The 24739-nt window shown below is 36.1% G+C and carries 21 protein-coding genes and 1 other RNA gene; 12 read left to right on the top strand and 10 right to left on the bottom strand.

Annotation, left to right across the window (positions count from 1 at the left end; translation table 11 throughout):
• The first annotated feature begins 50 nt into the window (after positions 1–50).
• Positions 51–743, top strand: a complete 693-nt coding sequence (locus tag ACU1LP_RS04985) for a hypothetical protein (RefSeq protein ID WP_445733696.1) — start codon at positions 51–53, stop codon at positions 741–743.
• On the opposite strand, the gene ACU1LP_RS04980 is transcribed toward ACU1LP_RS04985, so the two are convergent.
• Positions 740–3202, bottom strand: a complete 2463-nt coding sequence (locus ACU1LP_RS04980; protein WP_445735731.1) for a TonB-dependent receptor — start codon at positions 3200–3202, stop codon at positions 740–742. The genes ACU1LP_RS04985 and ACU1LP_RS04980 overlap by 4 nt on opposite strands.
• 14 nt (positions 3203–3216) lie before the next feature.
• Positions 3217–4902: a M23 family metallopeptidase gene (locus ACU1LP_RS04975; protein WP_445735730.1), complete on the bottom strand. Its 1686-nt coding sequence runs from the start codon at positions 4900–4902 to the stop codon at positions 3217–3219.
• Positions 4903–5244: 342 nt separating this feature from the next.
• On the opposite strand from ACU1LP_RS04975, the gene ACU1LP_RS04970 reads away from it, so the two are divergent.
• The 4 genes from ACU1LP_RS04970 to rny all read left to right on the top strand — a co-directional run bounded on the left by ACU1LP_RS04970 (position 5245) and on the right by rny (position 7661).
• Positions 5245–5535 carry a hypothetical protein gene (locus tag ACU1LP_RS04970; protein ID WP_445735729.1) on the top strand — a complete coding sequence of 97 codons (291 nt, stop codon included), beginning with the start codon at positions 5245–5247 and terminating at the stop codon, positions 5533–5535.
• Positions 5536–5549: 14 nt separating this feature from the next.
• Positions 5550–5843, top strand: coding sequence for a cell division protein ZapA (locus tag ACU1LP_RS04965; protein ID WP_445735728.1), 294 nt, complete (start codon positions 5550–5552; stop codon positions 5841–5843).
• Positions 5844–5899: 56 nt separating this feature from the next.
• Positions 5900–6027, top strand: a non-coding RNA gene (ssrS, locus tag ACU1LP_RS04960) — 6S RNA.
• A gap of 59 nt (positions 6028–6086) precedes the next feature.
• A complete protein-coding gene (gene rny / locus ACU1LP_RS04955; protein WP_445735727.1) occupies positions 6087–7661 on the top strand; it encodes a ribonuclease Y in 1575 nt (524 codons plus the stop codon).
• A gap of 18 nt (positions 7662–7679) precedes the next feature.
• On the opposite strand, the gene ACU1LP_RS04950 is transcribed toward rny, so the two are convergent.
• Together ACU1LP_RS04950 and xerD are read right to left on the bottom strand one after the other, a co-directional pair.
• Positions 7680–8840, bottom strand: coding sequence for a sensor histidine kinase (locus ACU1LP_RS04950; RefSeq protein ID WP_445735726.1), 1161 nt, complete (start codon positions 8838–8840; stop codon positions 7680–7682).
• A gap of 113 nt (positions 8841–8953) precedes the next feature.
• Positions 8954–9850: a site-specific tyrosine recombinase XerD gene (gene xerD / locus ACU1LP_RS04945; protein ID WP_445735725.1), complete on the bottom strand. Its 897-nt coding sequence runs from the start codon at positions 9848–9850 to the stop codon at positions 8954–8956.
• Positions 9851–10029: 179 nt separating this feature from the next.
• Between xerD and ACU1LP_RS04940 the strand changes: the two genes are divergently transcribed.
• From ACU1LP_RS04940 to ACU1LP_RS04925, 4 genes are all read left to right on the top strand, one after another.
• Positions 10030–10635, top strand: coding sequence for a porin family protein (locus tag ACU1LP_RS04940; RefSeq protein ID WP_445735724.1), 606 nt, complete (start codon positions 10030–10032; stop codon positions 10633–10635).
• Between the two features lie 391 nt (positions 10636–11026).
• Positions 11027–11539 carry a porin family protein gene (locus ACU1LP_RS04935; RefSeq protein ID WP_445735150.1) on the top strand — a complete coding sequence of 171 codons (513 nt, stop codon included), beginning with the start codon at positions 11027–11029 and terminating at the stop codon, positions 11537–11539.
• Between the two features lie 77 nt (positions 11540–11616).
• Positions 11617–12039 carry a type II 3-dehydroquinate dehydratase gene (aroQ, locus tag ACU1LP_RS04930; RefSeq protein ID WP_445731391.1) on the top strand — a complete coding sequence of 141 codons (423 nt, stop codon included), beginning with the start codon at positions 11617–11619 and terminating at the stop codon, positions 12037–12039.
• Between the two features lie 430 nt (positions 12040–12469).
• Positions 12470–12934 (top strand): hypothetical protein, encoded by a 465-nt coding sequence (locus tag ACU1LP_RS04925; protein ID WP_445735723.1) that lies wholly within the window; start codon positions 12470–12472, stop codon positions 12932–12934.
• Between the two features lie 97 nt (positions 12935–13031).
• On the opposite strand, the gene lpdA is transcribed toward ACU1LP_RS04925, so the two are convergent.
• The gene (gene lpdA / locus ACU1LP_RS04920; protein ID WP_445735722.1) at positions 13032–14408 is read right to left on the bottom strand and encodes a dihydrolipoyl dehydrogenase; all 1377 of its coding nucleotides are present in this window, start codon (positions 14406–14408) and stop codon (positions 13032–13034) included.
• 115 nt (positions 14409–14523) lie between these two features.
• Between lpdA and ACU1LP_RS04915 the strand changes: the two genes are divergently transcribed.
• Positions 14524–15807 carry an NAD(P)/FAD-dependent oxidoreductase gene (locus ACU1LP_RS04915; protein WP_445735721.1) on the top strand — a complete coding sequence of 428 codons (1284 nt, stop codon included), beginning with the start codon at positions 14524–14526 and terminating at the stop codon, positions 15805–15807.
• Between the two features lie 225 nt (positions 15808–16032).
• Here the strand turns inward: ACU1LP_RS04915 and ACU1LP_RS04910 are convergent, their stop codons facing one another.
• Both ACU1LP_RS04910 and msrB read right to left on the bottom strand, forming a co-directional pair.
• The gene (locus ACU1LP_RS04910; RefSeq protein ID WP_445731395.1) at positions 16033–16584 is read right to left on the bottom strand and encodes a DUF1572 family protein; all 552 of its coding nucleotides are present in this window, start codon (positions 16582–16584) and stop codon (positions 16033–16035) included.
• 202 nt (positions 16585–16786) lie between these two features.
• Positions 16787–17257 carry a peptide-methionine (R)-S-oxide reductase MsrB gene (gene msrB, locus ACU1LP_RS04905; protein ID WP_445731396.1) on the bottom strand — a complete coding sequence of 157 codons (471 nt, stop codon included), beginning with the start codon at positions 17255–17257 and terminating at the stop codon, positions 16787–16789.
• Between the two features lie 150 nt (positions 17258–17407).
• Here msrB and ACU1LP_RS04900 point away from each other — a divergent pair, with 150 nt between their 5' ends.
• Complete coding sequence (locus ACU1LP_RS04900; protein WP_445731397.1) at positions 17408–18223, top strand: M48 family metallopeptidase; 816 nt, start codon at positions 17408–17410, stop codon at positions 18221–18223.
• A 152-nt stretch (positions 18224–18375) separates the two neighbouring features.
• Positions 18376–19680, top strand: a complete 1305-nt coding sequence (locus ACU1LP_RS04895; RefSeq protein ID WP_445731398.1) for an MFS transporter — start codon at positions 18376–18378, stop codon at positions 19678–19680.
• Between the two features lie 734 nt (positions 19681–20414).
• Here the strand turns inward: ACU1LP_RS04895 and ACU1LP_RS04890 are convergent.
• The 3 genes from ACU1LP_RS04890 to ACU1LP_RS04880 form a co-directional block, all read right to left on the bottom strand.
• A complete protein-coding gene (locus ACU1LP_RS04890) occupies positions 20415–22739 on the bottom strand; it encodes a glycosyltransferase (protein WP_445735720.1) in 2325 nt (774 codons plus the stop codon).
• A gap of 269 nt (positions 22740–23008) precedes the next feature.
• A complete protein-coding gene (locus tag ACU1LP_RS04885) occupies positions 23009–23560 on the bottom strand; it encodes a hypothetical protein (RefSeq protein ID WP_445731400.1) in 552 nt (183 codons plus the stop codon).
• 27 nt (positions 23561–23587) lie between these two features.
• Positions 23588–24721 (bottom strand): DUF748 domain-containing protein, encoded by a 1134-nt coding sequence (locus ACU1LP_RS04880; RefSeq protein WP_445731401.1) that lies wholly within the window; start codon positions 24719–24721, stop codon positions 23588–23590.
• Positions 24722–24739: the final 18 nt, after the last annotated feature.

Genomic DNA, 24739 nt, shown 5'->3' with positions numbered 1-24739 from the left:
CAATGACGCAACCTATGTGAGAATTTTGCATCTTGTTTAAAAATTTAAAAATGAAATATCATATTTTTTTTTCAATAATTTTTATTTTTATAATTCTCGGATGCAGTAGTGAAAACGCTATTAGAAATACAACTTGTGTTGAGTATGAGAAACCGGATTACCAAATATTGCAAATATGTACGTCTGATATTTGTAATGAGTATTATAATATTTGGAAGGAATTAATTCAAGAGAAGAATAATATCAATCAAGGTTTTTTTGATAATCATATTGAACTTCAATATGTAGATTTAAACTCTTGGGCAGATGGGATTTCTATACGTGTTTGTTATAAAATTAAAATAGGTTGGGCTGTAGTATATAATTGTGACCAATTTATTGTTAAAATAGAAAAGGACAATGCGCTTTATCCAACACTTAATTTACCACGAAACACTTATTTAACGAAAGAAAATATAAAATTTGCTATAGAAAAAAGAGCATTTTCTTCTCAAATCGCAAAAATCACCAATCGGAGTGATTTGAAATTTAATGATAAAAATCGTGCCTTAGCATCCTTAATTGCTTTCTCTGGGCTTAATACATTATGTTATAATGGTATTTCTTTGGATAAAACCACAGGCAATTTAATTTTAGATGCATATGCTACGTACGAAAATGAAGAAAACTCATGTGTATTAGGTACAATAGATTTGCTTACAGGCGAAAAAAAGGTAAGAGATACACCGTGTTGGATAAACTAAAACTTCATTGTAGTCCTCACATTAAACACCCGTGGCGTTAAATAGTTGGGTATTCCGTACTGACGCTTTGTGTACACATCTCTTACCCAAGTATTGGTAATGGAGTTTTGCACATCGAATATGTTATAGATTTCAAAACCAAAAGTGAGTTCCTTAAATGGTTTTTTCCAACCCCTGCTAAACTGTTTTTTATCATCCACCAATACAAATTGCAACCCTAAGTCGGCACGTTTATAATCTGGCAGTCTGTTTTGATAGTCGTATGGGTCGGCATAACTTGGCGAACCTCCCGGCAATCCTGTATTGTAAACTAAATTCAAATACAGCTTCATGTTGGGTACGTTGGGCACATAATCTTGAAACAGTGCCGCAAATTTTAATCGTTGGTCGGTAGGTCTAGAAATATAGCCTTTATTATCAATGTTTTCTTCAGTTTTTAAGTATCCAAAACTAAACCACGATTCGGTTCCCGGTACAAACTCCCCATTCAATCGCATATCCAATCCGTAAGCATAAGCTTTGGCATTATTATCAGCCGCATATCGAATTCTAACATTTTCCAACGTATAAGGGTTTACATCCGAAAGGTTTTTATAATAAACTTCGGAAGTGAGTTTAAAAGGACGTTCCCACATTTTAAAACTATAATCATTTCCCAAAACCAAATGAAACGATTGTTGCGCTTTTACGTTTGGTTGAACCACACCATTGGCATCGCGAAGTTCTCTATAAAACGGCGGTTGGTAATAGATACCTGCCGCTATTCTAAACAACATATCTTTTTCCCAATACGGTTTGATGGCGAATTGCGCTCTTGGGCTAAACACGGTTTGGCTTTTTGAGGAAACATTATCCCCATTTACCGACCAATTATGTACACGAACCCCGGCATTGTACCAAACATCATTAGTGCCCAAAGTAGCACGTTTACTCCATTGTGCATACGCTTGCAATCGGTTAATTTGGGTATAATTGGTGGCGCGTACATTGGTAAACGGTTCTAATGGGCCGCTGTAAGGTATGTACGGTTGCTCGTTTGCAGGTATTGTTTTTGGTGGTCTTAGTGAAAACCCAGCGGAATCTATAACTTCCCATTCAATAAGACGGTCGCGAATATCTTCATTGGTATATTTAACAGCCCATTCAAATCGGTTATCATTAATTTTAAAATCGCCTTTATGCTCTATATTGGTAATTAGGGCATCCAAATCGTTTCTCCCATGGTTCAACTGGCTCCCAACCCCTCTGCTAAACTCCACCTCGCCCAAATTTTCATCGCCAATATTGGTATTGACTTCCCCCAACCTATATTGTGCCAAAATATCGAAATATTCTTCTTCAGTAGTCTGATATCTGGATGCAATAAGTTTTAAGGTTAAATCATCATTAGCAAAATAAGTTCCTTTAAAGGCGCCAAAATACGTTTGGTATTGGTCCTTTTCCTGGCCTTCGTAAAAAACAAGAAGCGCAATAGGGTCGGCAAGCGTGCCAAAGTTGGTTTGACGTGTTTGTGGTTGGTAATTGTATTTGTTGATGGAAGCGTTCCCTAAAAAACCCAAATGGAATTTATTGGAGAATTTATAGGTAAAATAAGCTTGGGCATCGGCAAATATGGGCACAAAATTGGTTTGGGTTTGTTGCGCATCTACCAACAGACTATTATCGCGGTAGCGAACACCAACAATACCAGAGAATTTGGAATCTTTACTGATACTTTCAACAGATAGACTGCCACCCAATAAACTTAAATCGGCATTCGCTTCAAATTGATACGGGTTTTTATAAGTGATGTCCAGTACAGACGATAATTTATCGCCATATTTGGCTTGAAAACCACCTGCGGAAAAATCGACGTTCTGCACCAAATCCGTATTTACAAAACTGAAACCTTCTTGCTGGCCAGAACGCACCAGAAACGGCCTATATACTTCAATATCATTTACATACACCAAATTTTCATCATAATTACCACCACGTACCGAATATTGGGTACTTAATTCGTTGTTGTTGCTTACACCGGGAAGGGTCAACAATAAATTTTCAACCCCTGCATTGGCACCAGGGATTTTACGAATGGTTTCTGGTTTCAACGTGATGATGCCCTCAACTTCTTTTTGTCGCTTATTTGTAACAATAACGGTGGCAATTTGCTCAACGGAAGTACTCATTACCGGGTTGAATTCATAATCCTCAGCGTTTTTTAAATTAAAAACGCTGACTATTTTTTTATGTGAGATATGTGTGAATTCTACGGAAACATCTTGGTTTGCAGGAATTTCCAAAAGATAAAAACCATTGGCGTTAGTAACGGTGCCTTTTGTTTCTGCTTTAATATTTACATTTATAATGGGGAGGTTATTTTCATCTAAAATAATACCTTTTATGGTAGCCGTTTGCGAATAACCAACACATATTATTGATAAAAAAAGGAGTGTAGAAACTAGAAAAGGTGTTTTCAAACGTGTATCAAGTTTTATTTTCGATAGAATACTGCTTCAAAAGTAGCACTATTTCCAACATTATCGGTTACAATTATCTTGAAATTATTGGTGCCATTACCAACCACATTATCATTAAAATCATAAGTAAGTGTTTTGTTTTTGTACTCATATTCCATTAAAATCCATTGGTCGTTTACGGTGGCGCGGTAGTTTGAAATTCCAGAAAGCGCATCATCAATTTTCACTTTTAAAAATCTAAAATCGCTTAACCATTGGCCGTCTTTAAAGTTTAATGCGGAAATGGTTGGCTTCTCCGTATCGGATGCAAGCGCATAAGTGCCCAATGTTTTGGTACTGGTGGTTAACACATTGCCATTTCTTTTAGTGAAGGAATACGATGGGTATTTTTTGTAACCTACCAATCTGGCAATAAAAAGTTTGTCTTTGTCGGCATCTTTATAATTGCTGATATCATAATTTATGGTAAAATTTTTTCGTGTCGGCACCACATCTTTATGAAGCGTTAAGGTGTCATTCTTCACATCAAAATCCATGTAAAAATTCTCGTAAAAAGTATCCGGATAAAAATCGACCGATACATTTCCGGATTTTAAGTTGGTCGATTGATCGGCCACTATATAATAAGGTGTTGTTTTTTCAGGCTTAGGAGTTGAAATGGAAGATTTTTTGCCTTTAATATTGATGGTAACCACCGATTCGTTGTTTTTATAATCGGATACCCGTATTTTATATACTGAAGAGGTACTGTCCTTTACAGAAAGAATCCCATCATTGAATATAGGTTTCAAGATACTGAGCGGATTGTTTTTTCTGAACAGTTTTTGGATACGCTGCCTACTGCCCATATAATGTTCGTAATCTATAAATTGGTTGATGCAAGACGATTCATCAAAAGAAAACATGCCAAAATCAACTTCATAATTTTGGCTGCCATTCACAAAGGTTTGAATATTATAAACGCCGTTGGAGTTTGCTGCCAAATCCTGTCGGTCGGTAGTTTCAATACCAAAGCCTATATTGCCGTAAGCTTCCACGTTTTCGGTGGTGTAATCGCCCGTTTTTAAAGGTGTCAATCTTAATTTTTGTTTGGTGTTCGAATTGTTTACCGAAGCGTTTTCATCCAGGGCATACGCATAAACAGCCTGTACAACAGGTTTGGTAGTGTCCTTAACATCCAAACCAAAAAGCATGGGGTTCATGGGGCGTTCTTCCTTATCACGAATCTCAAAATGCAAATGCGGACCGCCAGAGCCACCGGTATTGCCACTATAAGCCACCAAACTTCCTTTTTTAACGGGCAGGGTTTCGGCAGTTGGGACCAGTTCCACCTCAAACGATTCTTTTTCATATTGCTGCTTTTTGATGTAAGCTTCAATTTCGGGCGAAAATTTTTGCAAATGCCCATACACGGTGGTATAACCATTTGGATGTGTAATATATAAAGCCTTTCCATAGCCAAAATGTGCTATCTTGATACGGCTTACAAAACCATCGGCAGACGATAAAACTTTTAAGCCTTCACGTTGCTGGGTTTTCATGTCTAAACCCGAATGAAAATGGTTGGAGCGCAATTCTCCAAAGTTTCCCGCTAAAACAAGAGGGACTTCCAACGGATTGGCAAAATAATCTTGCGGAAAGGTGTTTTGTGAGTTAGTGACTGTTGAGGAAACCAATAGAATGAAAAGGATGGATCGCATATATAAGTAGTTGCTGCTAAATTATCAATTAGAAATGAATGTGCAAAAGAATAAAACAAAAATCAAGCCACCGCACTGTTTATGGGGAATTGTGAACTCATTTAAACTTTTTCAATTGGCTAAAAAATGATCCTTTTGCACCCATTTTTTGTCTTTTTTTACTTCCGTAACGATGCTATGCAACTAAAAAAAGCCTTCAACCGGTCATAAAATGATTAATTTTCGCTTCAATCCCAAAAGGTTAAATGAGTTCATTATGAGAAAAATAAAATTTTTATTAAAAACAATTGTAATTTATGGGCAGGTATGTTAACTTTGTGAGATAAGTATTGAAATTTGCAAATGAGTAATATTGAAGATATTGTAGATTCTTTAGAAAACAAAATTAGTAAGGTATTACACAAATTGGAGCTTTTAAAGCTTGCCAACTCGAAATTAAGTGAAGAATTGGAGGTTTCAAAGCAAGAAATTCGAAACCAAAATGGGCATATTGCCAATTGGGAAGAAAAATTTGAAGCATTAAAAATTGCAAATACAATGCTTGGTAGTGACGAAAGTAAAAGAGAAACCAAGCTTAAAATAAACGCATTAATTAGGGATATTGACCATTGTATTGCTCAACTCTCCGATTAATACAAAAAACATCAATGTCAGAACAGCTTAAAATAAAGCTATCTATAGCCAATAGAGTATATCCTTTAACCATTGAAGCCAATCAAGAGGAAGGATTGCGAAAAGCGGCGAAAAACATTGAAGCGATGATTAAGCAATTTGAGCAAAGTTATTCGGTTCGGGATAAACAAGATGTATTGGCCATGTGTGCCTTACAATTTGCATCTCAAGTAGAACAGAAATCTATTGATAAAGAGAGTGTAAGTGAGCATGTAGAGGAAAAACTAAATGCGCTGAACAAGTTGTTGCATTCTCATTTAGTCTCTTAACGTTCTTTAAAATAAACTAAAAGTTACTGCCTACATTGGTTATTTATATTTGATAAACTCAACGTTAATTCTTTAAAAAAGGTGAGTTTAAGTTGTAAAAGCATGCTGTATTTGCTGAATTTATTTCAGTACCTAGCAGATCCTTGATCAGCTTGTTAGCCTTAAACTTGTATTTAAGGAGTTTATGCAAAATTTTAAACTGATGTAGGCTTTTTTATATATCAAAATTAACTAAATACAATAATGGACAACTCAATTATATTGATAGCGGGCGGCGTAATATTAGGACTGATAATAGGTTTTATTATAGCAAAGACCTTAGAGAAAAACAATGCTTCCAAACTGGTGAAAGAAGCGAAAAAAAATGCAACCTTAATACTTAAAGAAGCAAATAGCGAAGGAGAAGCGTTGAAAAAAGATAAGATTCTTCAAGCAAAAGAGAAATTTTTAGAACTTAAAGCAGAGCATGAAGTAGTCATTCTATCACGAGATAAAAAAATGGCTGAAGCTGAAAAACGCATACGCGATAAAGAGTCGCAAGTATCCAGTGAGCTTTCAAAAAACGCCAAACTAAACCAAAGTTTAGAAGATAAGATCAAAGATTACAACCATCGGCTTGAAGTGATGGAAAAGAAGCAAGAAGATATTGATAGGCTCCATAAAAGCCAGGTACAGCAATTGGAGGTTATTTCCAGTCTTTCTGCGGAAGAAGCTAAATCACAATTAGTGGAATCGTTAAAAGGAGAAGCCAAAAGTGATGCCATGGCGTACATTCAAAACGCGATGGAAGAAGCCAAATTGACTGCAGAACAAGATGCTAAAAAAATCATCATAAATACCATTCAGCGTATAGGCACCGAGGAAGCGGTTGATAATTGTGTGTCTGTATTCAATATTGAATCGGATGATGTAAAAGGACGCATCATTGGCCGTGAAGGACGAAATATCCGTGCCATTGAAGCTGCAACAGGGGTAGAGATTATAGTGGATGATACCCCGGAAGCCATTATACTTTCGTGTTTTGATTCGGTAAGACGTGAAATTGCGCGTTTATCGTTGCACAAATTAGTGACCGACGGCAGAATACATCCTGCAAGAATTGAGGAAGTTGTAGAAAAAACAAAAAAACAGATTGAGCAGGAAATTATAGAAGTAGGGAAGCGTACCGTCATCGATTTAGGAATCCATAACCTACATCCAGAACTTATTAAGATGGTAGGTAGAATGAAGTATCGTTCGTCTTACGGACAAAATCTATTACAACATTCACGCGAAGTGGCTAAACTTTGTGGTGTTATGGCAGCCGAATTAGGATTAAATCCGAAACTGGCAAAACGTGCCGGTTTGTTGCACGATATAGGTAAAGTGCCAGATGCGGAAGCCGATATGGAAACGCCACACGCTATTTTAGGAATGCAATGGGCTGAAAAATTTGGTGAAAAAGACGAGGTTTGCAACGCTATTGGAGCGCATCACGACGAGATTGAAATGAAATCGTTGTTGGCACCCATCATTCAGGTTTGCGATGCCATTTCTGGTGCGCGTCCTGGGGCGCGCCGTCAAGTATTGGATAGTTATATTCAACGTTTAAAGGATCTGGAAGATATTGCTTTTGGTTTCACGGGCGTTAAAAAAGCCTATGCCATTCAAGCGGGAAGAGAACTTAGGGTTATTGTTGAAAGTGAAAAGGTAGACGACCAAAAAGCGGCGGATTTATCGTTCAGTATTTCACAAAAAGTACAAACCGATATGACGTATCCTGGGCAGGTAAAAGTGACCGTAATACGGGAAACGAGAGCCGTAAATATTGCTAAATAAAAACAAAAAACCAGTTAATCAATTAGCTGGTTTTTTTTTGACCGGTAATGTAATTGTAAAAATAGAACCTTCGTTTACCACGCTATTTAAAGCAATAGTGCCGCCATAAGATTCCAAATGGTTCTTTATCAGATAAAGACCAACCCCTTCGGAGTTTTTATTTTTATGGAATGTTCTGTAAAGTTTAAACACTTCTTCGCCATATTTTTCCAAATCAATGCCTATACCATTGTCTTGTACGGTTATTATATAATAATTTTTAGTTTTACTTGAATTAAACTGAATATACGGATTCCTGTCCGGATGTTTATACTTGATGGAATTTGATATCAAATTCTGGAAAATACTTTCCAAATATGCAGGATTGAAATCTATATTTATTAATGGATCAACCTCATTGATTATCACAGCGTTTGATTGTTTGGTTTCAACATCCAATAGCTTTGCCGCATTGTTTATATAAAGAGATAGATTTAAGTTTTTTACTTGTTCGTTTTTATGGGTTTGAATGGATACTATTTCGTTTAAATTAAAAATTGTTTTACTTAAAGATTCGGTGACCGTCTTGATGTGCTTTATAAGCTCTTCCTTTTCTTTTATTGATTCCGCTTCATCATAAAACTCCAATAAATTTTCAAAATTTGCAGAATGTGACTTGAGATTGTGGGTAACTATGTGCGCAAAATTTGTGAGTTTGTCATTCTGATGGGTCAATAATTTCAACAATTTGGCGTTGGCGAGTTCACTTTCCTTATGTTCGGTAATATCTACATGTGTTCCAATAATTCGAGTGGCGTTTCCATCTTGATCCCTTTCTGTTATTTTCCCCTTGTCTGAAATCCACTTATAAGTTCCATCTTTACAAAGAATTCTATGTTCGTTGGTGTAAAGTGGTTTTAGTCCTTTTAAATGATCATCAAAATCTTTAAAATATTGTTCCTTATCATCTGGATGTACCCGGTCGTTCCAATCTTGTGGGTCTGACCCAAATTCTTCTGTTTTAAAGCCAATGATATTTTTTGATTCGAGCGAAAAAAACACCCGGTTTAAATGGGCATCAAATTCCCAGATTCCAATGTTCGAGTTTTTTAATGCAAATTTCATTTTCAAATCATTGAAGTTGCTTGCTATGGAGTTTGTCGATCTATTGTTAGTACGCTTGTTTGTTTTAATATCCATTAGTATTTGAGAGATATGGGTATTTAATAAATATTGTCCGATAATACTTGTTATATCGACAACAAATATAATAATAATCAGATTAAAAACAAATAATACCGATAAAATACATATTATTTTCTAGGGTGGAACTTTTCAATAACCTTTGTTAGGTGGGTTTTATCCAAATGGACGTAAATTTCAGTAGTTGTGATGCTTTCATGCCCGAGCATAAGCTGAATAGAGCGCAAATCTGCATGGTTTTCCAATAGGTGGGTCGCAAACGAATGTCTGAAAGTATGTGGGGAAATACTTTTTTTAAGTCCGATTTTTTCAGCCAATTGTTTTATAATGGTAAAAACCATGGCTCTGGTAAGCTGTTTTCCTCTTCTATTTAAAAATAAAGTATCTTCATGGCCAGATTGAATCGCTAAGTGGGAACGTCTCTCTTTTTTGTAAATAGTGATATATTTTTGCGTAATACCGACAATGGGCACAAAACGTTGCTTATTGCCCTTCCCTGTTACTTTAATAAAACCTTCGTCAAAAAACAAATCCGATATTTTTAGATTTATGAGTTCGCTTACACGCAAACCGCAGCCATATAAGGTTTCTAACATAGCCCGATTGCGTTCACCTTCAGGTTTGCTTAAATCAATCGCCTCAATGAGCTTATCAATTTCTTCTTCAGAAAGTATATCAGGAAGTTTTCTGCCAATTTTTGGCGATTCTATAAGTTCTAGAGGATTGGACTTTATATAATCTTCAAAAACCAAATAATTAAAAAAACTTCTCAGGCCAGAAATCAAACGCGATTGGGAACGTGCATTTACAGTTTTAGCGGTTTCATAAATAAATTGCTGAATGGTTTCGGTGGTTATCGAAACGGGCGAATCAGGCATACCGTGGGCTTCTAAATAAGCAATCAGCTTTTGAACATCCAAAGTGTAGCTGTTGATGGAATTTTTAGATAGACCGCGTTCTATTTTTAGGTATAGCTGATAATCTTTTAGCGCGTGTTGCCATTTCATTCTGTAAAAATAAATTAAATTAGTATTCTTTTTTTACAAAAAAAGTGATAAAAATCATTTAATTATAAACTAAATATGTTATAAGAAAAATATCATAAAATTTATAATTATTTTCTTGTTTTTTAATAAAATTACGTTTAATTTATTGCCTTATTAACCAATTAAACTTTTAGAAATCTATGAAAAGATTATTATTGTGTGCTGCATTTGCAGTACTTGGATTATCGCATGTGATGGCCCAGTCAGGTTCTGGCGATTTTACAATTGCTCCACAAATAGGGCTAAATTTATCAAATTATTCAAGTTCTGAAAACCTAAGCAATAAAATTAGAACCGCTTTTAATGCTGGGGTTATAGGCGAATACTATTTTAGTGACCGTTGGAGCATCCGTTCAGGTATTATATATGATTCTAAAGGAACTAAAATAACCCAATCTGGTCAAGATTACATTGATAAATTGAATTATATTGCAGTCCCCTTGCATGCTAATTGGCACTTTGGTTCCAATAGAAATTGGTTCTTGAATTTTGGTCCTACTATTGGTTTTTTAGCTAGTGCTAAAGCTGATACGCCATTTGGAGAGTTCGATGCTAAAGATAAAATAAAAAGTTCTTTCGATGCTGGTTTAGGTGTTGGAATAGGATATAAATTTGATATTGCGGACGATACACAATTATACATCCAATATCAGGGATATAATGGCTTTATTGATTTATTTGATGAAGATTTTAGTGTATTCAATGCTACTTCAGCATTTAATATAGGAGTTATTTTCCAACCTTAAATCCTATAGACATTCTCTAAAAACCGAAGCTCATCCTTCGGTTTTTTTATGCCCAAAAATAAATATTTTTAAAGCATAAAAAGCAAATCACCATCATCAACGGTCCAAACCTAAATAAACTTGGTAAACACACAACGGGCACTTTTTTTTGTGGTTTATTGGTCAGATGGATTTCACTGTAGTATATCATTTATATAGACTGAAAACGTATATGCCTGTCATTTAATAGATGTAAAAATAGTACAATTCCATAGTATATTTAGATAAAGCCATGACTCCTCTAAATGCGTATTATTCAGATTAAATTTTTAAAAAATATAACATTTAATTTGTCTGTGTGGGAAAAAAAAACTTAGTTTGTTTTGAATAAACAAATTAAACATTTAAAATTATGAAAAAATTATTTTTAAGTGCTGCTATTGCAGTTTTAGGATTAACAAATGTGAATGCTCAAGAAGTTCATTTCGGATTAAAGGGAGGCGCAGATTTTGCTTCTGCTAGACTGAAAAATGACGATGGAAATCTTTCAACTTCAAAAACAGGATTCTATGTTGGAGGTTTTGCCGAAATAGGAATCTCTGAATCGTTTATTTTTCAACCCGAAATTTTATATGTGTCCATAGAAGATTCAGATCAAATAGCTATTCCGCTTATGGCTAAATTCCCTGTATCAGAACAATTCAATGTATTGGTAGGTCCAACTTTAGGATTTCTACTTGACACAGAGGAAGGTTCAAAATCTTTTAATTACGGTCTAGAAGCTGGTGTTGCTTATGATATTACTGAAAATTTCTTAATAGAAGCGAGATATAATTTAGGTTTGGCTAACCTACTTGAAAATGCTCCAAGCGGAACTTCTGTTAAATTAAGTGGTTTCTTTGCAGGAATTGGATACAAATTCTAATTTTATAATTTGATATAATTAAAAACCGAAGCTCATCCTTCGGTTTTTTTATGCCCAAAATTTAATATATTTACCCCATGAAAAAACTGATTATCATCAACGGACCTAATTTAAATTTGTTAGGAAAACGCGAACCAGCCATTTATGGAAGCCTTTCATTCACTGAATTTTTTGATACCGTAAAAGAAAAATACCCTAAAGTACAACTGGATTATTTTCAATCGAATGTGGAGGGACTGATAATAGATAAATTACAAGAAGTAGGTTTTAGTTATGATGGTATTATTTTAAACGCGGGCGCTTATACCCACACATCCATAGGTATTGGAGATGCGGTAAAGAGCATAGAGACGCCCGTTGTGGAAGTGCATATTTCCAACACCTTTGGTAGGGAAGCATTTAGGCACCAATCATATATTTCTGCTCACGCAAAAGGTGTTATTCTTGGTTTTGGGTTGCAGAGTTATGAGTTGGCCATTCAGAGTCTATGCCCCTCCTAACCTCCCCGAAGGGGAGGAACTCTTACTCAAATGAATTTAAGTACAAGGAAAAATTAAATTAAGAATTTCAAATCCCAAAAATAATTACCTAAATAATTCCTCCCCTTTTTTAAGGGGAGGTGCCGATAGGCGGAGGGGTCATTAGTTGTAACTATTTAAACAATAATACAAGAAGTTTTCAAGTACACAACGAGTGAATATAAAAAAAATTACACTTCCTAATATTTTAAGAAATTTCACATTAACTTAACTAATATTTTAATTTTATTTGTGATTTGTTTGAGAGAATTTTAACAAGATATCGCAATAGATTTGTTTTTATTAATCAATAAAGCATTTCTAATATGAAAAAATGTTACTCAGATTTAAATTTCACGACTATTGTTCCAAATTATGTAGATGTACTCGTATTAGGAATTGAATTAAAACTATGAAAGTTCTAATAGTTATAATGTCTATAATATTTACTCTAAACATGGTGGCACAAGAAGATGTGCAGAAAGATAGTTTGGAGTATCAAGAAAAAAATACTGTTGAATATTCAAATTATTTTAATGAAATAAAGCTTAACAGTCATTTATATTTTAAGCAAGACATGCAAACAAGAATAGGGGGTGATTATGCGGTTTTTGAGTTTCCTTTATTATTGAAGTATAACATCGCTAAAAAGGTTAGTATTTTAATCGGCCCAAAAATTGATCTATATACAAATACTAAAGGGATGCTCTCTCGTCCATCATTATATACTACTTTTGGCATTCAATATGATGTTGATGAAAATTTTATAATTGAAGCGAAGTTTAATTATCAATTAACAGATGATATGCCATTTAATAACGATTATACTTTTGGGTCAAAAAACGCATTTACATTAGGTTCTAAATTTAGATTCTAAACAAAAAAAATGCGATTCAATTTTTTGAATCGCATTTTGTCTTTTTATCTATCCGAGTAAGAGTTCCTCCCCTTCGGGGAGGCTAGGTGGGGCTTATTTACAAATGAATCACTTCCCCATAGGCATCGGCCACCGCTTCCATAACCGCTTCGCTCATAGTTGGATGCGGATGTATGGCTTTTAACACTTCGTGCCCTGTGGTTTCAAGTTTTCTGCCTAAAACAGCTTCAGCAATCATATCGGTTACGCCAGCACCAATCATGTGGCAACCTAACCATTCACCATATTTAGCATCAAAAATAACTTTTACAAACCCATCTTTATTTCCGCTTGCACTGGCTTTTCCAGAGGCAGAAAACGGGAATTTCCCAACTTTAATCTCAATACCTTTTGCTTTAGCCTGCTTTTCGGTCAAACCCACGCTTGCAATTTCTGGAGCGCAATAGGTGCACCCGGGAATATTACCATAGTCCAGTGCTTCAACATGTTGGCCCGCAATTTTTTCAACACATAAGATACCTTCTGCAGAAGCCACGTGTGCCAAGGCTTGCCCCGGTGTTACATCGCCAATAGCGTAATACCCAGGGATGTTGGTTTGGTAAAAATTGTTGACAATAATTTTATCTCTGTCAACCACAATACCTACATCTTCCAATCCAATATTTTCAATATTTGTTTTGATACCAACGGCAGATAGTATAATATCCGCCTCCAAAATTTCTTCGCCTTTACTGGTTTTAACGGTGGCTTTTACACCATCGCCCGAAGTGTCAACTTTGGTGACTTCGGCAGAAGTCATGATATTGATACCGATTTTTTTGAAGGAGCGCTCTAATTGTTTGGAAATATCCTCATCTTCAACAGGCACCACATTTGGTAAAAATTCAACAATGGTCACTTCAGTTCCCATGGAATTGTAAAAATAGGCGAACTCTACACCAATGGCTCCAGAACCAACAACAATCATTTTTTTTGGTTGGTTGGGTAAGCTCATGGCTTCTCTATAGCCAATTACCTTTTTGCCGTCTTGTGGTAAACTGGGCAATTCACGAGAGCGCGCTCCGGTAGCAATAATAATATGGTCGGCACTATATTCAGTGCCATCAACGTCAATCTTTTTGCCCGGTTTCAATTTGCCGAAACCTTCTATAACATCAATTTTGTTCTTTTTCATTAAAAACTGAACGCCTTTGCTCATACCATCTGCAACACCGCGGCTACGTTTTATAACGGCACCAAAATCTTTGTCATAATCTTTAACAGACAAGCCATAATCTCCCGCATGCTTCAAATATTCAAATACTTGCGCAGATTTTAATAAGGCCTTTGTTGGAATACAACCCCAATTTAAACATACACCACCCAGGTTTTCCTTTTCAACAATAGCAGTTTTAAAACCTAATTGCGATGCTCTAATAGCTGTTACATACCCACCAGGACCACTTCCAAGAACAATAATATCGTATTTACCCATGATTTTTTTAATCGATTAGTTTCATGCTACGAATTTACAAAACCTATTTTGAATAAAGAATTTAGAGCCCATAAATTTATATGTTTATATTATCTTTGTTTTTAACAATTAGCATATGAACATACCTGTAACGAGTTACCCTAGAATTGTAATTATTGGCGGTGGTTTTGCCGGAATTTCACTGGCAAAAAAATTATCAATGCAAGAAGTACAAGTGGTATTGTTGGATAGGCACAACTACCATACATTTCAGCCTTTGTTATACCAAGTCTCTACAGGTGGATTGGAACCCGATTCTATTGCGTATCCTATCAGAAAAATATTAAAGGATTTTCCTAATTTTCATTTTAGATTGGCAAATGTTGAGGAAATTAATACCGAAAATAGAAAAGTGTTGACCGATATTGGGGAACTTAAATTTGATTATTTAGTGGTAGCTTCAGGTTCTGAGACCAATTATTTTGGGAATTCAGAAATTGAAAAGCACAGTATGGCAATGAAAACCATACCACAATCCTTAAACTTAAGGAGTTTGATCCTTGAAAATTTTGAGGAAGCCTTATTGACTTCTAATTTAAATGAGCGCAATGCCCTGATGAATTTTGTCATCGTTGGAGGTGGCCCAACGGGCGTAGAGTTGGCAGGGGCATTGGCAGAAATTAAAAAAGGCATTTTACCAAAGGATTACCCGGATTTGGATACCCGTTTGGCACAAATCCATATCATCCAGTCCAGCGATTGCATTTTAAAAGGGATGAGCGCCCAAGCATCTGCCAAGGCCGAAGATTTTTTGGAAAATCTGGGCGTAAACGTTTGGAAAAATATACGGGTAACCAACTACGACGGGAAAACCGTTACCACCAATACCGACTTAACTTTTGAAACCGCCACTTTGGTTTGGGCGGCAGGGGTAAAAGGAGCGACCATAAAAGGCTTGAGTGTTGGCGAATTTATAACCCACGGCTCGCGTCTTTTGGTTAATGGGTTCAACCAAGTTAAAGGGTTTGAGAATATTTTTGCTGTGGGAGATATTTCTTGTATGGTTAATGAGGAATTCCCAATAGGATTACCCATGATGGCGCAACCGGCCATACAGCAAGGAAAACAATTGGGCGAAAATATGGTTCGATTAATAGAAGGAAAACCAATGAGACCTTTTGTTTATAAAGACAAAGGCGCCATGGCAACCGTTGGGCGCAACAAAGCGGTTGTAGATTTGCCGAAGTTTAGGTTCCAAGGCGTTTTTGCTTGGTACGTTTGGATGTTTGTACACCTGTTTTTCTTGATTGGTTTTAGAAACCGCATGGTGGTTTTTGTAAACTGGGTGTATAATTACGTGCGTTTTGATAGGGAAGCACGATTGATAATCAGACCGTTTAAAAGGAAAGTGAAAGAATAATACATGTTAAAAAAGTTGGGCGTTACCCTTCGGGTCGGGTTTTACGCTATATCTTTTGGTTTTGTCATTCCTGCGAAAGCAGGAGTCCACAATCAAAGTTAGAGGTTTGTTTGCAAGTTTGGTTTCTTGCCAATGAAAACCAAAAGGATGCCGCTCCAACCCCTAACGCAAACCCATCAGCCAAAAACACTACTACACCAAAATAAAAGCTGTTTTACCACCAGTTCACAGATCATCCGTAAAATGTCGTCGTTCTTTTTCCTTACTGAATTTTTCTACGTTATATTTAGAAGAATTCCCTTTATGAATGGATAGCGATTGCCACTTTTCGCCTTTTAAAAGTTTCCCCAAAAATACAATTTGCCCAATGTGGTAAGCGTAATGTGCCAATTGCCGGTTGATGGCCTCCGTTACGGTGTGCCCTTGATTTCTAATATAGATGATGCGTTCCAGATCAAGATCCTTCAATGGTTTTATGGCGTCAAACAAACAGTTCCAGCCTTGGTCCCAATTTTCAATGAGTTCTTGTTTGGCGCTGTAAGTATCTTCAAATTCCAAATCGCGGTGGCGCCATTCCTTTTCGCCATCTTCAGTTAAAAAATGGGTCCAACGGCTCAACATATTACCAACAAGATGTTTCACAATAATGGCTATGGAATTGGAATCTGTTGCAAATTCTTTTTTAAGTTCGTCAAAAGTCAACTGCTCAAAAGTTTTATCGCCCAGACTTCTGTAGTATTCAAATTGTTTGATGGCACTTGCCAAATAGCTTTCCATTGTCTAAAATTAAATTCCAAATTAAGAAATTCCAAACTCCAAAACAAGAAATGAAAAGATAATTCCGTGTTGGAAGTTTGCTTTTTTTATGTCCCTTCTTTGTGTAACTCTGTGTGCCTCTGTGCAACTTTGTGAAATAGCTATAACGCTAAAATCAAACACAGTTAAGTCAAAATCGGAATTTGTAATTTACTTTTTTAATTTATTCTTTCGGAATAAACTTTAGAGCAACCCCATTAATACAATGTCTTTTTCCTGTGGTATCTTGCGGCCCATCATTAAATACATGCCCTAAATGGCCGCCACAGGTTGCGCAGTGCTCCTCCATGCCATAAAATAAATCAGAGCCACCCGAAAATGCCACATTCCCTTTAATCTCCCTATCAAAACTAGGCCAACCGGTACCCGAATCAAATTTGTTTTCGCTTTTAAATAGTGGCGTATTGCAAGCAGCACACACATACGTTCCTTGCTTGTAATTTTTATTCAATGGACTGCTAAATGCAGGTTCCGTACCGGCTTGTCTTAAAACATAAAACTCTAGGTCTGATAATTGTGTTTTCCATTCCGTATCGGTTTTCCGGACAGTACCGGTTTTTTTTACTTCTTTTTGTGCGTTACCCTTGCAGTTAAGAAATACCAAGGAAATGCATAAAATTATTGATTTTTTCATTGTATTTTTTTTGATAGGTCGAAATTAATCGTGGAACATAACATTTTGATAGCCATATAGAGATGTTTATTATAGAAAATAAAAATAAAATTGTGTAAAAAATTAAAGCTACAATTTTTGTATTTTTATCGAATAATTAAAAACTAAAAGATGAAACTGAAAAATACATTGATAATATTAGGAGCTGTAGTATTGATTGTTTCGTGTGCCACTAATCCATTTACAGGAAAAAAAACGATGGCGTTAGTGCCAAATTCCCAATTATTCCCAACCTCTTTTGCCCAATATGACCAATTTTTATCTGAAAACAAGGTTATAAAAGGGACTTCAGATGCCGCAATGGTAACTAGAGTAGGACAAAAAATTGCAGTGGCTGCCGAGCGTTGGTTAAGTGCCAATGGCTATGTAGGCTATTTAAACGATTACAAATGGGAGTATAATTTGGTGGACGACAAAGCAGTTAATGCTTGGGCCATGCCTGGAGGGAAAATAGTGGTTTACAGCGGTATTTTACCAATTGCCAATGGCGAAACCGGTCTAGCCGCCATTTTGGGCCATGAAGTAGCGCACGCATTGGCTAACCATGGGCAGCAACGTATGAGCGCTGCGTATGTACAGCAAGGGGTGGCCATAGCAGGAAACATAGCCATTAAAGATGAGCAATCCAGAAATGCGTTCAACCAATATTATGGTGTTGGGTCTCAGGTAGGAGTGATGTTGCCATTTAGTAGAGCACATGAAACCGAAGCTGACAAAATTGGATTGTACCTCATGGCAGTTGCCGGTTACAACCCTGCGGAAGCTGCCGAACTTTGGAAGCGCATGAGCGCCCAAAGTAACGGACAGGCACCACCAGAATTATTGAGCACACACCCTTCAAATGCATCGCGTATTGCCAATCTTACCGCTTTAGCGCCCGAAGCTAAAAAGGAAGCTGCTAAATTTGGCGTTACTTCGTTTAAGTAACAATTTAATATCATTCAAATAAAAATATTTGTTTACTTTAGAAGCTGCCCATAAAAGGGCGGCTTTTTTATGGCATGTATTTCTTTAAACCTAAATAAAATGACAAATAGCCAACAAGTGCTTTTGAAAATAATGTCAAAATCAAAATGCAAATGAAGCCACTGGAAAAAGGAAGCAAAAAACTTCTGAACGCTTGGGCATTTTACGATTGGGCCAATTCGGTATATACCTTAACCATTGCATCGTCCATATTTCCCTTGTTTTATTCAGCCTTATTTTTAAACAACCTAAAAATGGTCCACGCCTTTGGGTTTGAGTTTAAAAGTACCGCTTTAATAACCTTTGTTACGGCCTTTACGTTTTTGGTAGTTGCTTTTACATCCCCAATCCTTTCCGGAATTGCCGATTATGTTGGCAACAAGAAGAACTTTTTAAAATTCTTTTGTTATGTAGGCAGTGCAGGGTGCATTGGGTTGTATTGGTTCAATTTAAGCCATATTTATATAAGTATATTGTTTTATTTTATGGGGTTGATTGGTTATTGGGGCAGCTTGGTGTTTTATAATTCCTACTTACCGGATATTGCATTTCCAGAGCAACAGGACCAAGTTAGTGCTAAAGGGTTTTCCTTAGGCTACATTGGGAGTGTTATTTTGCTTATTGTCAATTTAGCCATGGTAATGAGTCAAGATGATGGCGCATCTAAAATACAAATGATGCGCTATTCGTTCATTACCGTTGGATTATGGTGGGCACTGTTCAGTCAATATTCATTTTATTTTTTGCCTAAAGGAAGTTCTTCTGGGCATAAAGTTACCAGTGCTGTTGTTTTTAATGGACTGAAAGAGTTAAGACTGGTTTGGAGACAATTAAAACAGAATTTAAGGTTGAAACGCTATCTGTATGCTTTTTTTGTGTTCAGTATGGCAGTGCAAACCATTATGCTGGTAGCTGTTTATTTTGGGGAAGAAGAAATAATTTGGGGTGGCGATAGTGAAAAAACAATGGGATTGATTGTTAGCATATTGATTATACAGTTGCTGGCAGTAATTGGAGCTGTTTTAACATCGAGGGCATCTTCTAAATTTGGAAACATCAACACGTTGATTGTACTCAATTTTATTTGGATGGGTCTGTGCTTTTATGCCTATTTTATAGAAACGCCCGTTCAATTTTATATTGCGGCATCTTTGGTTGGCATGGTTATGGGCGGTGTACAGGCTTTGGCAAGATCTACCTATTCAAAGTTTTTGCCAGTAACCGAAGATACCACCTCCTTCTTTAGTTTTTACGATGTAGCCGAAAAGATAGGTATTGTTATTGGAATGGCCATTTTTGCATCCATAGACCAAATTACAGGAACCATGAGGAATGGCATTCTGTTTTTGTTCATCTTCTTTTTAGCTGGGATTATCTTGTTGTTTAGAGTGCCGAAAGAGGGAAAGAATAAATTATAATATGCGAATCAAGAGATGAAAAGATTATAACCCATTAGGATTTAGAAAACAATATTAGGGGCGTTAGCCCTGAAATCATCGTAGATACAAACGTTAATGAAATAAAAAGGGGCGTAGCCCTGTTATCTTCGTAAAATAAAACGATAACGAACAAAAAAGATATAGTCCTCAAATCTAATAAACACGGTAAACACGTACACAATTGTTTTGTAAAAAGATGTCAGGGCGAACGCCCCTAATTCATCTTCATAGCACATTTAGCTACAAAGACTATAGGGCTAACGCCCCTAAGTCAAGTGCGCACTCCAATTTTTCAGTCGGCTAAATAGTTACAATATTTTAACCCTTGATTTACATTATAATATAAAAAGATGAGTTCACTGTCTAAAAAATCTAAACAAGTGTCATTCTGAATATATTATCAAGTTAAAGGTTAAAACCCTGCTCCCGATAGCTATCGGGATTCATTGCAGTTACTTTAGTTTCCATAAATGTTTTAGCCACGTCCCGATAGCTATCTGGAACACAAACAATTATGTGTATTTTCCCTATACTTTATCAGCTATTTCACGAAGCAGCCTTTCAGTCTGCCAATATAAAACTATGGATTGGAGATCCATAGTGGTTTATTTCAGGATCCTAACATTAATGAGAAACTGAAACGAGTTCAGTTTGACACAAGTACATTTTTTAGACAACCTCATTATTTTCTTACTCTCAATAACAAAAATTATTTAAGCAATATCATTAAAAGCAAATCGAGCCAACAAATAACTGATGGTAGATTCGGCCCCTTGGTTCAAATTAACATTATTTGCTTCCAGGCCATCATGACAACCACCGGTAGAGGGATTATAGATCAGTTGTTTTAAATGGTTGTTGCCAAGAAACCAACTAAAGGCAATTTCCATCTTATTATTGTAGCCTTCAAATGGAAAAACACGATCAAATTGTTTTAAGGCCAGTATGGTGTAAGCCACATCTATTGGTTGCTCGCCTCCCGTAGATGCTAATTTTTTATCATAGCCTTTTATTAGCCAGTTTTGGTTGGAAATGACCTGTATGGAATCGTGATTAAAGATTTTAGTAAGTAAAAAGTCGAAGGATTCTTTCGCTATATGTTTGAATCTTGCTTCTCCGGTATATTTCCATGCGTATAAAAGAGATTCTGGCAGTACACTATTGGCATAGGTTAGATAAGGTTCAAACCAATTCCAACCCTTTTCAGAATTGAAATCGTACATATCGGAAAGTTTGTGTGCTGTATTATGTATGATATCGGTTATCTTTGTATCGTTCATTTTCATGTTGAAAAAGTACAGCCCTTTTATAGCAAAGGCCAGTGCGCGCGGAGATTTAAAATGGTGTATTTTTAATTTAAATTGATTGATGGCACATTTTATATTTTGAAGCAGGGTTATGCCTAGATCTATACCTTCTTCCATTATATAATAGGCATAGCCTAAAGACCAAATGGCTCTACCATTGGCATCTTCTAAATTTACTTCATTATTTTGATCTGTGAATTTCTTGTCCCTATTCACATAATTTAAAAATAGACCCGTATCGCGTTGGCATTTTAAAATAAAGTTAGTGTACGTTTTTATCAATTTTAAATCTGTAGGGTTTTGTGTTAATTTATAATGTTCGCAAGCCGCTATAAGTGCTCTGGCGTTATCGTCCAGAGTGTAACCAGAGTCTAGGTCTGGCGTATTGATATTGGAGAATTGAATGATGCCCACATCGGTGGTCATGTTTTTAAGGTGATCTAGATTTATACGTGGTTTTTTATATTTTAATTTTAATGGTCTTTTTATATGTTTAGAAAAAAGAAAGGCGTGCAATATGGCCACATTTTCCCAAGAGGTGGAGGTAGAAGCATGTAATCCTTTCATTTTCATATCATGTCTTAAATCGTCATTATTCAATAATTCAATGACCTTATTGGCTAATTGTTTAGAGTTTCCAAAGTCAAATAACACACCATTTCCCTTATCCAAAACTTCTTTAGCATGTGGAATAGGCGTAGAGACAATAGGGCATCCACAGCTAACTGCATAAGAAAACGTGCCACTTACCGCCTGATTGGGATCTTTTGAAGTAAACACATAACAATCGGATAGTTGCAGATATTCCAATAATTCGGGAAGCGGCACAAATTTGTTTACAAACCTCACGTGGTCTTCCAACTTTAATGCTTCAACCTTTTTCTGTAAATAATTTCTATAAGCATCCCCTTCATCATTAAAAAGGGTGGGGTGCGTTTTGCCTACAATCAAGAAATAAACTTCCGGATGCTCTTTGATAATTTCGGGCAAAGCATCCAAAGTTGTCTCAATGCTTTTTCCGGGGCCTAAAAAACCAAAGGTTGAAATTACTTTTCTGTTCAGTACTTGGTATTTTTCTTTCAGAACCGATTTATCCTGGTGCTTTACTAAATGGGTGCCGTGCGATATAATATCTATTTTTTCTGGATTGACCCCATAAGTATTTATGAGTAATTCTGCTGAAGCATGGGTCATTACTGTAACTCCTTGAGCTAAAGCCACTAAATCTTTAACGTGTTTTTCTAAAGTTTTGTTCGGATTTGGTAACACGGTATGAAAGGCAATAATGACAGGCTTGGTAAGGGCCTTCAAAAAATCTATAAAGGAGGCTTCGTTATTTTTAAACAGCCCAAATTCATGTTGGATCATAACAAGTTCAATCTCAAGGTCCAAATTGATTTTATTGGCAAGTGACGCAAAAGATTTGGTGTTATCGGTATTCAATATCCAATTCACTTCTCCGGGTTTGTAAGCATGGTTTTCGGTATTTGATTCTAAGGCACATATTTTTATATCAAAACAGTTTTCATAGGTGTTGTTGAGGGCTGTTTTTAAATCGTACGTATAGGTTGCAATGCCACACTCCCTTGGCGGATAGGTAGCCATCAATACTATTTTGGGTAAGCTTCTAAGCTTTGTATTACTGTTCAGTCTTTTTTTTAAGTACAACAGTTTATGCTGTTTAGTAGGCTTTGTGGTTACATTACTTTTAATATTTATATCGCGTCTCATGCTTTTAAAATTTTGTGGTGCTTACATCATATCATTGGTTTTAAATGGTTATTGGAATATGTAATTCCATAACTAGATATACCATCCATTTTAGCGAAGTTATACATTTAGAAAGCCTGCAATTAGCCTAAAAGATTAATTTGTTAACCCTATCGAATTTTTATTATTTCCGATAAGGGAAGTGTTAAAATGTTTGTTAAGATATTGATTATTAAGTTAGTGCTGCTATATGGTTAAACATCCATCCATAGTTTTGCAACCTAAAAATTTCAATGCTTGTGCATTTGCTTATTTTCTTGGTCCACATCGGCCAAAGGGTGGTCGTGCATTCCTAACCCAATTATTTTTATAATGTTCACTATGGTGTTGTAGAGCATCAATACCACCACAATAAGGCCTGAGGCCAAGATGCTTGAAATAGATAAAGAGATATAGTAAATGGAATTGAACCAATTGTTTGGCACAGTGTCCGACTCAGTAATTGGAAGGTTCAACAAAATAAAAGACATGATGGAAGCTATAAAAACCATGGTATCCAATTTTGCTATTTGAAGCACCTGTAAGTAATGGTCTTTTTTAAGTTTGGATTTGGAATTGGAACTGATACTCAATACCGTTAACAATAAGGCTAAAATGGTGGCAGATGCCAAGGCAATGGTATTGCAGAGCGTATTGATGCCGGACAACGACTTTTTAATGAGCACTTTTGCTTCATAACCACTTAATTTGCCCAAAAGCAAGGTTCCTAAAAGAATGATAATTAAACAGATAACACCGCCCAAGATGGCTCTTTTTGTGTATTGGGTAATTTTAATTTGCATAATGATGATAAGGTGTTATTCTTTTTTTTATTTGTTTTTTTTGGCTTTAACACGTTCCTTTTTTTCTTCTTTGCCAGCTAAATTTTTGGCATCCTCAAAATCCACATCATTATCAACCGTGTTTTTAAAAGCGCTGATCCAGCCATTTTTAACCACGTTGAAAATAGTGGGCCAAAGTTTTGATTTAACGTTGTTTAGATCGCCTTTAAACTCAATCTTGGTCGCCAAGGTATTATTCTTTTTGTTTTTAAGGACAAATTTAAAAAAGCCCACAAAACCCTCCCACAAGGTTTCAAAAAAACCATCTTCTTTACCAATAAGTTTGGAATCCTTTAAAAGCGGTTTAACGTAGCCGGTTAAAAACCCATCGGCAATGGCCATTTCGCTAAAAATATTAAAGTTGCCTTCAGAAAAATCAATGCCCGCATAATGGTTGGTAAAGTCGTTAAACGCTGTTATCGACGCATTTTCCAACGAAAAGGCCATGTCCATATCCGGTATTTTCTTCACCAAATTCATATTGCCATCAAGTTTTATCTTACCATTTCCTACAGAGGTTGCCGTAGCCGAAATGTTGGAGGGCAGTGCTACATCTGGTTGTACCACATTCCGAAGATTGGTGGCATTGAGCTGAATATGGTTCATATCCAAATCTATATTCGGATTGGCACTTATTTGTACAAATGCCGCTTTTCCGTTTATAATTTGCAAATGGTTAATATCAATGGGCACCAAATTGGTCAGTGCTTTGCTCCAATCGTCAAATTCGGGTTCGGCAGCTTCCTTTTTTTGTTGGTCTTCAAACACATAAATAACAACAGGTTCTGTAAGTATCACTTCACTTACAATTTTACCTTTAAAAAGCGATTTCCATTCTATGGATATATCGCTCTTTTTTAAATTGAGAAAAGGCACTTGGGTTTTGGCGTCCATTTTATTTAAGTACATGCCATGTATTACATAAGCACCTCTAACCAAAGCAATATCAATGTCTTCTACATGGCCGTAATAGCCAGGAATTTCACTTAAAACCTTATTCACATAATTCTTGACCATGTAGGGCAACGCGATCCTGAAAATGATCAAAATAACAATGATCAGTATCGGGATGATGTAGCGTTTCCGTTTAAATCGGCTTCTTCTTTTTGGTGCTGGTTGCATGTATTTTCCTTTTCCTGT

This window comes from Mariniflexile sp., from assembly GCF_052728615.1.
Note: the sequence above shows the minus strand (reverse complement) of the source record. Positions and strands in the feature narration are given on the sequence as shown.